Origin of the sequence: Viridibacillus sp. FSL R5-0888, assembly GCF_038009105.1 — a bacterium.
Taxonomy (GTDB): domain Bacteria; phylum Bacillota; class Bacilli; order Bacillales_A; family Planococcaceae; genus Viridibacillus; species Viridibacillus arenosi.
The window spans coordinates 511,169-523,278 of the sequence record NZ_JBBPAU010000001.1; the positions used below are offsets into that span (position 1 = coordinate 511,169).

Genomic DNA, 12,110 nt, shown 5'->3' on the forward strand with positions numbered 1-12,110 from the left:
AAACTATTCTGAAAAACAGGGTTTACCGTTACATGAAAATCATATACATAGAGTAAAAGCTAATAGGAGTAGAAATCATTGGAAAAACAAAATAGCAGATACAGATGGGTTGTATTTGTTGCTGTATTATTTACTTATTTGTTAATGGCAAGCCAACGAACTGCTCCAGGATTGATTACAGACCAATTAATGAGGGATTTTAATGTAACTGCATCAACGATTGGCTTATTGACGAGTATACAATTTTTTGTGTATACGAGTTTGCAAATTCCAATGGGGATTTTGGCTGATCGTTATGGTCCAAACTTTTTTCTAATTATCGGGGCCTTACTTACAGGTTTAGGTACAATCATTTATAGTCTTGGTACACATGAATTGGTCTTGTTTTTTTCTAGAATATTAACTGGGATAGGGGATGCGACCATATGGGTTAATATGGTGCTAATTTTGGCCCAATGGTTTCATACAAAGGAATTTGTTCGATTAATTGGCCTGGCGGGCATGACAGGAAGTCTGGGTTTCTTGTTGGCGACAGTCCCTTTCTCCGAATGGATAATTTTACTTGGTTGGAGGGCGGCATTTTTCTCAGCAGGACTACTATTATGTTTATGTGGCTTTCTCCTTTATTTTGTACTTGTAAAAAAACCTAAAAGAATTTTTTGGGATGAACCGGTAGTAGTAACAGTAGAAGTACAACGCGAAAAAACAGTAGTTTTATTACGAAGAATTTTTTCAAATCGTCAAGCATGGGCTCTATTCTTTTGTCATTTTGGAGTAGTCGGAGGTTATGTAGGGTTTATCAGTTCTTGGGCAGTACCATATGGAATGAATATGTATGAAATGACACGCTCAGATGCAAGCCAGCTGATTATGATTGGTCTCATCGGGGCACTTATTGGAGCTCCTCTAACTAGTTGGATTTCAAGCCGGTTAGAAACAATAAAACGGCCATATATTGTCGTTCATATCACTGTTTTATTGGGATGGTTTTCTTTCCTTTTATTTAATGGACATCCGTCATTTTTCTTGTTAATTATACTTTTCTTTATCATTGGTTTTGGATATGGGTCAAGTGCATTAACCTTTGCAGCTGTACGCCAATCTTTCCCTATAAAAGAATCTGGCATTGTTTCTGGAGTTGCGAATACGGGTGGCTTTCTAAGTGCTGTCTTGCTACCAATCATTTTTGGATTTATATTGGATTATTTTCAAGCTACTTCAGGTAATCAAGTTGATGGATACTACTATGGTTTCATCACGCCAGTGATATTCTCCATAATTGGCTTGATTGGAGTGATTTCATATAAGGAAAAGCGTCAGGTAACAGGAGATAAAACGAATATCCGCCTGTCTTAACCTAGCATAATATAAAATGCATGATTCTAAGTTGACCAATCCCTTTTGCATAAACTCACCAAAACCTCTTTGTTACGCCATACACGCCGTACATTGTGAAGCTGTGGAAAGCTAGTAATAAAAGATACAGGTAACCAAATTGCACTTTAATGTAGCACATTATTTTTCTATAATATGACATGGTAAAACAAATTATAGTTTGATAGAATAAGTAACAAGATAATTATCCTTTAATATAGCCCAGAGAGGCTAAAAAGGGCTACTTGATATTTTATACGTTATTATATCTTTGCTTTTTCATGCCCTTTTGTCCTCTCTGACGGAAGGGTATTTTATTTTGCTTTAATGTTGTGAGTAGACATAACTTTAGTACCTCTTTTAAAGTAAGTCCTGTGAGGCTTAAAAGGAAAATGGAAAAGTTTCATTTAATAGATTGATACATCCATTCCTCTTGAAATAAAAGAGATTATTTGCATTAAGAAAATATTGGAGGATCGTAAAATGGATTATCGAAAAAAAACGGTGGTAGCATCGGTAGCTGGTTTAACATTAGAGGGTATGGACATCATGTTTATTTCTTTTGCGATGACAATGATTATTTCGGAATTTAACATTGATTTAGCAACTGGTGGACTTATTTCTTCTATAACAAATATAGGTATGTTATTAGGTGGAATTATTTTTGGAATTCTAGCAGATAAGTATGGTCGAGTAAAAGTTTTTACCTATACTGTTTTGCTGTTTGCAATAGGCACAGCATTCACAGGATTAGCAACAAATATTGAGCAAGTATATATATATAGATTTATTGCAGGATTAGGTGCTGGTGGTGAATATGGAATCGGTATGGCGCTTGTTGCAGAAGCCTGGCCGAAGAATAAACAAGGGAGAGCATCTTCTTATGTAAGTGTAGGTGCTCAATACGGTGTCATTATCGCGGCGTTGCTTAGTGCAATTATTCTTCCTACTTTAGGGTGGAGAGCATTATTTTTCGTTGGTGTGGTGCCTGTTATTTTTGCCGTTATTGTACGTAAGAATCTAGACGAATCACCTGAGTGGCTAGCTGCTCAGAAGAATAAGAAAATCGGTAATAAAGATGAAAAGAGTAAGTTATTTCAATTGTTTGAAACCCCTCGAACTACAATGACGACAATCTCTTTAATCATAATGGCAACTGTTCAAATTGCTGGTTATAATGGCTTGATGATTTGGCTTCCATCTATGCTACAAAAATCACAAGGCTTATCTATTTCAAGCTCTGCACTTTGGACAATCAGTACAGCAGTAGGAATGATTATTGGTATGTTAACCTTCGGAAGATTCATGGATCGATTTGGAGCAAAGCGTACCTTTGGAATCTTTCTTCTTGCCTCTGCATGTGCTGTGTTTTTATACTCATATGCAACTGGAAGTGTGGGCGTATTATTAGGTGGTGCAATCGTTGGATTCTTCTCAAATGGAATGTTTGCCGGATATGGTGCATTAATTAGTAGCTTTTATCCCGTTCAGATTCGAAGTACGGCTACAAACACAATCTTTAACTTCGGTAGAGCTATTGGAGGATTTTCACCAATCCTTGTAGGATATATTCTACAGAGTTATGACATGACAGTTGCGATGGTCTATTTAGCTGTTCTATATTGCATTTCCTTTATTGTCATGCTTACTTTGAAAAAAAGTACATGGAAGCCTATGCAATCAATTGAAAAATACTAAATATTACTGATAAGAAAATGTTAATTTAACGATCAATTGAAATGAAATGTATTCCCGTTTTGATTGATGGATTATTAATCTTATGACTTTAGTCAGCTTGTCTTGAGTAAGTCTATATACAAAAACACATACAGTGCGATGCTAAAGAAGACCATGGATTTGAAAATATTCTATGGTCTTTTTTAAATTATTGTTCAATTATTAAAATCACTAAAGAGTAGTATAGATTAGTTAGTAAGCGAGAAAATAAAGATGTGTGAGTACTAAGTTATATTCCGTTTTATGGAAGTTTAAAAGAGAATGCGACATAACTTGAAAAAAACGTTAGTTCTTGTGAAAATGGAGATTGTAAGAGTGTTTACACATATTTGGAGAGTTATCGCCATTTGAATAATGTAGGTGATGTAAATATATAGATGTCGACTCCTAAAGCTAATTGATAGAAATAGAATTTTTTTAAGGTACTACTAACAACGTTGTGTATATACGTGTTAAGATTCTTAAAGGACAATCAAACTGCTGAAGCGACGAAGAAAATAAGCAATAGTATGAGGTGCATTATAAATGGATAACAATGATATTTTAATTAGAACAAGATACGCTCTAGATATAAAAAATAGAGATATGGTAGAGATATTTAAACTTGGTGGTATGGAAGTAACAAGAGAAGAAGTACCAAAAATATTGACAAAATCAAAAGATGAATTTGATGATGAAGCTAGCGTAGAAGAAAATGACGATCAGATAAAATGTGATTATAAAATGTTAGAGTCATTTTTAAATGGTTTCATTACTTTCAAAAGAGGAAAACAAGATACAAAACAAGGACAACCAAAAGCTCCTGAAACTACTAAGGACCATGTGAATAATATGCTTCTTAAGAAATTGAAAGTAGCACTACAACTAACAACGGAAGATATGTTGGATATCCTTGATGATGGCGGTATAGCCGTTTCAAAAGGTGAATTAGGCGCTATTTTAAGAAAGCCAGGGCATAGAAATTATAAAGATTGTGGCGATAATTTCGCACGTAAATTCTTAAAAGGTTTGGCTGTAAGATATAGAGCGTAAGGGAATAGTATACTTAATTTTCACAAAAGCCTCTTTCTTTGGAAAGGGGTTTTTCAAATGTATGGTTATTTATGTTTAGATAAATTTATTTCTTATGTAGTAAGTTCTCGCATGCGACACATTGCGAAGTGGTCGCGAGGTTGGAGATGGTATAGAAAAAATCTATACCATCTGCTTTTTTGTGTGTAAAATAACATTCAGGATCAATTTTGGTTAAAATAAATATTGCAGATTTTCACAATAGTTTTTCATAAATTATAAATGTCCAAATGTACTTGTGTTTGATAATAAGTTATTAAACATGATATAAGTGTAAAAGAAGTGGAACATTAGGCTTTATATTTTTTGACCGAGAGTTTGAAGTTGTATCCATAGTGAGAGGATTTGAGTTTGAAATGATAGATAATTTTTGGCGTGATTTACCACGACCATTTTTTGTACTTGCACCAATGGAAGATGTGACAGATGTTGTTTTTCGTCACGTTGTAAGTGAAGCCGGTCGACCGGATGTATTTTTCACAGAGTTTACAAACTCGGATAGCTATTGTCATCCAGAGGGCATGAAAAGTGTGCGTGGCCGTTTGACTTTTACAGAAGATGAACAGCCAATGGTGGCACATATTTGGGGGGATAATCCCGAATATTTCCGTCAAATGAGTATTGGCATGGCAGAGCTAGGATTTAAAGGCATCGATATTAATATGGGCTGCCCTGTACCGAATGTGGCATCGAGAGGGAAAGGTAGTGGTCTTATTCTGCGTCCAGATGTTGCGGCAGAACTTATTCAAGCAGCAAAAGAGGGCGGACTGCCTGTCAGCGTGAAAACACGAATTGGCTATAACGATATAAATGAGTGGGAGGAGTGGCTAACGCATATTTTAAAACAGGATATTGCGAACCTTTCTATTCATTTACGTACAAGAAAGGAAATGAGCCAAGTAGATGCGCATTGGGAGCTAATTCCGGAAATCAAAAAATTACGTGACCGTATCGCACCAAATACGCTACTAACAATCAATGGAGACATTCCTGACCGTCAAACTGGGCAGCAGCTTGCTGAACAATATGGTATTGATGGCGTTATGATCGGGCGAGGTATTTTTAAAAATCCTTTTGCTTTTGAAAAAGAGCCAAAAGAGCATAGCAGTAAAGAGTATCTTGATCTTTTAAGACTGCAGCTTGATCTTCAAGATCAATATGCGGAAGTACTACCACGATCAATGACAGGGCTTCATCGCTTTTTTAAAATTTATGTCAAAGGATTCCCTGGAGCTGCTGAATTAAGAAATCAATTGATGAACACGAAATCAACAGATGAAGTGCGTGCATTGCTTGATAACTTTGGAAAAGAATGTTGACGGGACAGTGAAATGATGAAACTCTTAAAAAGTTAGAGAAAAAATGAATCACATCAACTCATGTGTACTTATTTTATTTAGTTTCAAGTTCCTTTGCGGCCGCACCTTTTATTTTGATAAAGTCTGTTTTCTGAAAGAAAAAGGTCTTAAGAATGGAATAAACCTACCAGCACCCTTGTGTTGCCACATACACTCTGTACATTCTGAAGCAGTATGTGGTAGAAGTTACTATAATCATTTAAGAACGAATTCCAATTAGAAGAATTCGATTAGACTGTGATTATTTAAATTAAAGTTTTTAAATCCAAAGTAAAAAGGTAGAGCATAATAACTCTACCTTCTTACTTTGGATTTTTATTTCCCGGAATTTCCTTTTACTTGGTTTTCAGCCATTTGAACTAATCGTTTAGTAATTTCTCCACCAACTGAACCGTTTGCACGAGAAGAAGCCTCTCCTCCAAGTTGTACACCAAACTCTTGAGCAATTTCATATTTCATTTGATCAATCGCTTGTTGAACACCAGGTACTTCAAGTTTATTTGAACTTCGGTTATTTGAAGCCATAACTTTCACCTCCTTGTGATATTAGAATGGACAAAGATTTGTTTTTAATACATTTAGTTAAGAGGTGAAAAGTTCATCCTACAAATATTTTTAGGCTGCAATAGCGACAGAAAAGCCTCATTGGATTGTCTTAAAAAAAATTTTTTAATGTAGCTTTTAATGAAAGGGATTGTAAATAGTATTTTTGAAATAAAAATATAGTAATTACAAAAAGGTTATTCTGTGAAACAAACGGAGAAATAATAATGCAGGCAGAATAAGTGTGGGGAATTTAGTAGCTTAGAGTGTAGAATATCCAATTGAATTACAGATTAAAACTGATCTACATTTTAATTTATACTAATTTCAAATGCTTACTGTTTATGAATGAGGTTTATGAGGAAGTGAATCAGTAGTTATAAAGAAACGTATCCAAAATACTTTAGGATATATGGATACGTTCTTTTGTCTATCTTTTATTAACAAACCTTATTGATTCAGTTGTTTAATGAATTCCCTCATAAATCCGGGTAGATCAGGCCAAGCATGTCCGGAAATGAGGTTTCCTTGAACATGGAGAGGATCTTCAATATAAGTTGCACCCGCAGCTTCTACATCTGGTTTACATGCGATATAAGCCGTTAATTCGCGACCTATTAAGTATTGAGAAACAGTTGTTAAAATGAGACTAGCGTGGCAAATTGCTGCAACAGGTTTATTTGCCTCAAAGAAATGAGCAACGATTTTTGGAACATTTTCATTTAATCGAATGTATTCAGGAGCTCTACCTCCAGGGATAATCAATCCATCATACTCTTCAGGATGTACATCCTCAAACGCCAAATGAGATTCAATTAAGTATCCTTTACTCTCTGTATAAGTATCCCAACCAATAAAATCATGAACGACCGTCTGTAAGTTTTTCTTCGATGGAGCAGCTATTTGCACATCATAGCCCTCTTCAAGACAACGATAATAAGGATAATAAATCTCCAAAGCCTCAACGGCATCTCCAGCTAACAATAATACTTTCTTTGACATTACTCATTTCCTCCTCTCAAAAATGGTCTTTCGCCTTCACTTGTATATTCTGAATATATTATCAATTCCCTCTATTACGATAGATTTTTTTAAAAAATCTAATTGTGCCAGTCACGGATACTATTTAAGTTATTAGTATTAAATTGGAAATATTGTTGATATTAAAAAATATAGCGGAATACTGGCGCCAAAAATTAAATTTGATATAATAAAGTATAGTATTTATTAGGAGGAAATGGATTGTCAGTAGAAATTGGTAGCAAGGTACAAGGTAAGGTTACAGGAATCACAAATTTTGGTGCGTTTGTTGAGTTGCCAGATAAGGTCACAGGACTTGTGCACATTAGTGAAGTTGCAGAAGCTTACGTAAAAGATATTAATGACCATCTGAAAGTTGGGGATCAAGTAGAAGTTAAGGTCCTAAGCGAAAAAGAAGGAAAAATTGCCTTATCCATTAAAAAAGCGATTGATAAACCTGTTGAAAATACGTCTTCATATACGAAGCGTCCATATCGCCAGAAAGATAGTCGTCCACGAGGCAATTTCCAACCGAAGGAAACCTTTGAAGATAAGATGGCTAAATTCTTAAAATCAAGTGAAGATAACTTATCTACTCTAAAACGCAGCACCGAGTCTAAACGTGGTGGAAGAGGCGGACGAAGAGGATAATTATAGATAGCAGAAGAAACGCACATCTTTTAAGATGTGCGTTTCTTTAATTTTATGGACCATAGTCACAGACACTACTTTAGTCATTAGAATTAAATAAAGTATATGATCGATATCAAATCTACGAATTAATAAATATTTAATAAGATAAAACTTGAATTGAACAGGTAAATAGTTCTGATTATTGACATTCTATGGATATACATGTAGATTGTTAACTAGTAATTAAATATGTAACTTTCTTATTTAGAGAGATGGAGGGACTGGCCCTTTGATATCTCAGCAACAGACTTTTTTTGCACTGTGCTAATTCCAGAAGCGTAACGCTTGAAGATAAGAAGAGTAAATAGCCATGAAGCCAATCTCTTCTTTCTTTTAAGAAGGGGTTTTTTTGTACCTCGAAAAGCTCAATAAAAAATACAAATTTAACTTCAGAGGGGTTGTCTAATTTGACTAATACAGTAACTAAAGCACCATTTCGAGCAGACCATGTAGGGAGCTTTCTTCGCCCACAAGTACTTAAAGATGCAAGAGCACAATATCAACAAGGTCAGATCACTAAAGAAGAATTACGATTAGTTGAGGATATAGAAATTGCTAAGCTTGTTGAAAAACAAAAAGAAGTTGGTCTATCTGCTGTAACAGATGGTGAATTTAGAAGAAGATGGTGGCATTTAGACTTTATCAGAGCGATTGAAGGGATTCGTGTTTATGAAATAGACCTTTCGGGTGCTTTTAATGGAGCGATGAAAAAAGCGGAGGCATACATGGTCGATTCGAAATTAAAGTTCCCTAAAGAACATCCATTTTTAGAAGACTTTAAGTATTTGAAAAGTATTGCCGGTGAGCATGTTGCTAAAATTACAATCCCAGGACCTAATATGATTTTTTACTCGGGTGTAGTTGGAAGCGAACCGTATTTAAGCAATCCTACATATGCTTCACTCGATGAGGTAGCTAAAGATATTAGTAAAGTATATCAAGATGCGATTCAAGCTTTTTATGAAGCAGGGTGCCGCTACTTACAATTAGATGATACAAGCTGGGGAGCTTTGTTCAGTGATGTTTTCCGAGATAAGATAAAAGAGCAGGGATTTGATCCAGATGAATTAGTAAAAAAGTTTGCTGATATTACTGTTGAAGCAGTAGCAAATAAACCGGAAGATATGACGGTTACGATCCATATTTGTCGAGGGAATTTTAAATCATCATGGTTATATCAAGGTGCGTATGAGCCGATCGCAAAAGAACTATTCTCACGTGTGAATGTGGATGCCTTTTTCTTAGAATTTGATAATGAACGATCAGGAGATTTTAATCCATTACGATTCATTAAAGATCAACATGTCGTTTTGGGATTGATTACTTCCAAGACTTCTGAACTCGAAGATGAAGATGAAATTAAAGGAAGAATCGAAGAAGCAACGAAATATGTGAATATCGATCAACTTTGTTTAAGTCCACAATGTGGTTTTGCCTCTACTGAAGAAGGCAATCTATTAACTGAAGAACAGCAATGGGAAAAATTACGTCATGTTGTACGTATCGCTAAAGACGTTTGGAATAAATAGATTTTAAAATAAGGACTATCTACAAAAGTCAGCTATCAGACTATTGTGGGTAGTCCTATTTACCATTATGGATGTATAAAAACCGGAGTTCCTATTGGAATAATACTTGCTAACTCTTCTACATCCTCATTATGCATACGAATACAGCCGTGAGATACGGCCTTACCGATTGAGCTTGGATCATTTGTGCCGTGAATTCCATACGTATCTTTTGATAAGCTCATCCACATTGTTCCAAATGGGCCTCCTGGGTTAGGTGCTTTATTAATGATAATAAAATTTCCTACAGGTGTATTGGTTAACATTTTTCCAACCGCAATAGGATATTGCTTTTGTAAAATACCATCTTTATATAATCTAAGCCAACGATTGTTGAGTGAAACATCAATTTGATATGGAATTGTATTAGGATCAGGAAAACCTGGAATAACAATAGGTTGGCCAATATAAAGTACATTTGGATTGATAGATGGGTTCGCGCTTATAATTGCGGATAGCGGTGTGCGATAATCTCTAGAAAGTTGAAACAGTGTTTCACCTGGTTTAACCGTATGAATCAGTGTAATCACCTCCGAAGTTGTTACAGTACATTATATGTTTGTTATATAGGGAGTTTCATAATGACATATTGACATTCACAATTTTTTTAGAAGGAATGGCAGAAAAGGTAAAACTGCTGACAACTATAAAATTGGTCTTTAGTAGGATTAATGACACTTTAACCAGTTGAATGCATGCTCCATGAGCTACTTCAAGATTTCCTCAAAGAAGAATCCTCAACAATGACTCATTATTGGGTATCATTATTTCTCTAATTTCATACTATGTTATAAATCAGGCTAAGAATGGAGGGAAGGCTATAGACATTTTAAGTAAGTTTAAAGTTTATCGTGAAGAAGAAAACAGACTGAAATGGGAAGGCTCGTTTGCGGATTACTTAAACATTGTAAAGGAAAGGCCGGAAGTTGCTCAAACAGCCCATTCACGTGTGTACAATATGATTAAAAGCTCTGGATTAGAAGAAAGAGATGGGCAAAAATTATTTAACTTTTTTGGACAAGAAATTTTCGGGCTCGAATCGGCAATTGAAAGATTGGTAGAGGAATACTTTCATCCTGCAGCAAGAAGATTAGATGTTCGCAAGCGGATTTTATTATTAATGGGACCCGTGAGTGGAGGGAAATCTACAATTGTGACATTGCTAAAACGAGGGCTTGAGCAATATTCACGAACAGATGAAGGAGCGGTATACGCAATAAAAGGATGTCCGATGCATGAAGACCCACTCCACCTTATTCCTCACCATTTGCGTAAAGATTTTTATGAAGAGTATGGTTTGCGCATAGAGGGTAATTTATCTCCTTTAAACACGATGAGACTCGAAAAAGAATATGATGGCCTTATTGAAAATGTCATGATTGAACGGATTACATTTTCAGAAGATAAACGTGTGGGGATTGGGACATTTACACCTTCTGATCCAAAATCACAGGACATTGCTGATTTAACTGGTAGTATTGATTTTTCAACGATTGCGGAATTTGGTTCTGAATCAGATCCACGTGCTTACCGTTTTGACGGAGAACTTAACAAAGCAAACCGTGGCATGATGGAGTTTCAGGAAATGCTTAAATTAGATGAAAAGTTTTTGTGGAACTTATTGTCATTAACACAAGAAGGCAATTTTAAAGCAGGCAGATTTGCATTAATAAGTGCTGACGAGTTAATTGTTGCTCATACGAACGAAACTGAATACCGATCTTTTATTTCAAATAAAAAGAACGAGGCACTTCACTCAAGAATTATTGTGATGCCTATTCCTTATAATTTAAAAGTAAGTCAGGAAGAGCGAATTTACGAGAAAATGATTAATGAAAGTGATATGGCGCATGTTCATATTGCCCCTCATGCATTAAAAGTAGCTGCAATCTTTTCTGTTTTAACTAGGTTAGAAACACCTAAAAAGCAAAGTATTGATCTTGTGAAAAAGATGCGTATGTACGATGGGGAAAGTGTAGAAGGATATAACTCAATTGATGTAGAGGAATTGAAAAAAGAATATCCAAATGAGGGCATGAATGGTATCGATCCTCGTTATATAATAAATCGAATTTCATCTGCCATTATTCGAAAAGAAGTGCCATCTATTAATGCATTAGATGTTTTACGCTCGCTTAAAGATGGGCTTGACCAACATGCCTCGATTTCCCAAGAAGATAGGGAAAAATTTATAAATTATATTGCAGTTGCAAGAAGAGAATACGATGATATTGCTAAGAATGAAGTTCAAAAAGCATTTGTTTATTCGTATGAAGAATCTGCAAAAACGCTAATGAACAATTACCTCGATAATGTTGAAGCATACTGTAATAAAAATAAAATTCGAGATTTCCTTACAGGAGAAGAAATGAATCCAGATGAAAAACTAATGCGATCCATAGAAGAACAAATAGGAATTTCGGAGAATGCGAAGAGGGGATTCCGAGAAGAAATTTTGATTCGTATTTCGGCTTATGCAAGAAATGGAAAGAGATTCGAATATCATTCTCATGAAAGATTACGTGAAGCAATTCAAAAGAAACTGTTTGCTGATTTAAAAGATGTTGTGAAAATTACAACGTCCTCAAAAATGCCTGACGAATCTCAGCTTAAAAAGATTAACGAAGTTGTTGCAAGGCTTATAGATGAACATGGATATAATTCAACTTCAGCAAATGAATTATTGCAATATGTAGGCAGCTTACTGAATCGTTAAAGTTAAGAAAAGCGTCTAGTTACCCCGAAA

10 protein-coding genes and 1 riboswitch are annotated in these 12,110 nt (G+C 35.2%); of the genes, 7 read left to right on the top strand and 3 right to left on the bottom strand.

Annotated elements, in window-relative coordinates; translation table 11 throughout:
- The first annotated feature begins 78 nt into the window (after positions 1–78).
- The 4 genes from MKY02_RS02515 (at position 79) to MKY02_RS02530 (ending at position 5,501) form a co-directional block, all read left to right on the top strand.
- Complete coding sequence (locus MKY02_RS02515; RefSeq protein WP_038178659.1) at positions 79–1,356, top strand: MFS transporter; 1,278 nt, start codon at positions 79–81, stop codon at positions 1,354–1,356.
- 501 nt (positions 1,357–1,857) lie between these two features.
- Positions 1,858–3,072 (top strand): MFS transporter, encoded by a 1,215-nt coding sequence (locus MKY02_RS02520; RefSeq protein ID WP_038178657.1) that lies wholly within the window; start codon positions 1,858–1,860, stop codon positions 3,070–3,072.
- A gap of 564 nt (positions 3,073–3,636) precedes the next feature.
- On the top strand, positions 3,637–4,143 hold the full coding sequence (locus MKY02_RS02525) for a YehS family protein (protein ID WP_038178656.1): 507 nt from the start codon (positions 3,637–3,639) through the stop codon (positions 4,141–4,143).
- Positions 4,144–4,517: 374 nt separating this feature from the next.
- Entirely contained in the window at positions 4,518–5,501 is a 984-nt protein-coding gene (locus MKY02_RS02530) for a tRNA dihydrouridine synthase (protein ID WP_179078292.1), read from the top strand.
- Positions 5,502–5,855: 354 nt separating this feature from the next.
- Here MKY02_RS02530 and MKY02_RS02535 read toward each other — a convergent pair whose 3' ends face one another.
- Together MKY02_RS02535 and MKY02_RS02540 are read right to left on the bottom strand one after the other, a co-directional pair.
- Positions 5,856–6,065, bottom strand: a complete 210-nt coding sequence (locus MKY02_RS02535; RefSeq protein WP_038178652.1) for an alpha/beta-type small acid-soluble spore protein — start codon at positions 6,063–6,065, stop codon at positions 5,856–5,858.
- Positions 6,066–6,533: 468 nt separating this feature from the next.
- Entirely contained in the window at positions 6,534–7,085 is a 552-nt protein-coding gene (locus MKY02_RS02540; RefSeq protein ID WP_340710574.1) for a DJ-1/PfpI family protein, read from the bottom strand.
- Between the two features lie 240 nt (positions 7,086–7,325).
- Between MKY02_RS02540 and MKY02_RS02545 the strand changes: the two genes are divergently transcribed.
- Together MKY02_RS02545 and MKY02_RS02550 are read left to right on the top strand one after the other, a co-directional pair.
- Positions 7,326–7,754 carry a S1 domain-containing RNA-binding protein gene (locus MKY02_RS02545; protein ID WP_038178647.1) on the top strand — a complete coding sequence of 143 codons (429 nt, stop codon included), beginning with the start codon at positions 7,326–7,328 and terminating at the stop codon, positions 7,752–7,754.
- Positions 7,755–7,993: 239 nt separating this feature from the next.
- Positions 7,994–8,094: riboswitch (SAM riboswitch) on the top strand.
- Between the two features lie 109 nt (positions 8,095–8,203).
- A complete protein-coding gene (locus MKY02_RS02550) occupies positions 8,204–9,325 on the top strand; it encodes a 5-methyltetrahydropteroyltriglutamate--homocysteine S-methyltransferase (RefSeq protein ID WP_038178645.1) in 1,122 nt (373 codons plus the stop codon).
- A 65-nt stretch (positions 9,326–9,390) separates the two neighbouring features.
- Here MKY02_RS02550 and MKY02_RS02555 read toward each other — a convergent pair whose 3' ends face one another.
- Positions 9,391–9,885 (bottom strand): L,D-transpeptidase family protein, encoded by a 495-nt coding sequence (locus MKY02_RS02555; protein ID WP_038178728.1) that lies wholly within the window; start codon positions 9,883–9,885, stop codon positions 9,391–9,393.
- 299 nt (positions 9,886–10,184) lie between these two features.
- Here MKY02_RS02555 and MKY02_RS02560 point away from each other — a divergent pair, with 299 nt between their 5' ends.
- Positions 10,185–12,080, top strand: coding sequence for a PrkA family serine protein kinase (locus tag MKY02_RS02560; protein WP_038178726.1), 1,896 nt, complete (start codon positions 10,185–10,187; stop codon positions 12,078–12,080).
- Positions 12,081–12,110 lie beyond the last annotated feature (30 nt).

Excerpts from the sequence above, each read along its gene's own strand:
- MKY02_RS02525 (WP_038178656.1), top strand. The coding sequence starts at position 3,637 with ATGGATAACAATGATATTTTAATTAGAACAAGATACGCTCTAGATATA.
- MKY02_RS02540 (WP_340710574.1), bottom strand. The coding sequence starts at position 7,085 with ATGTCAAAGAAAGTATTATTGTTAGCTGGAGATGCCGTTGAGGCTTTG.
- MKY02_RS02535 (WP_038178652.1), bottom strand. The coding sequence starts at position 6,065 with ATGGCTTCAAATAACCGAAGTTCAAATAAACTTGAAGTACCTGGTGTT.
- MKY02_RS02520 (WP_038178657.1), top strand. The coding sequence starts at position 1,858 with ATGGATTATCGAAAAAAAACGGTGGTAGCATCGGTAGCTGGTTTAACA.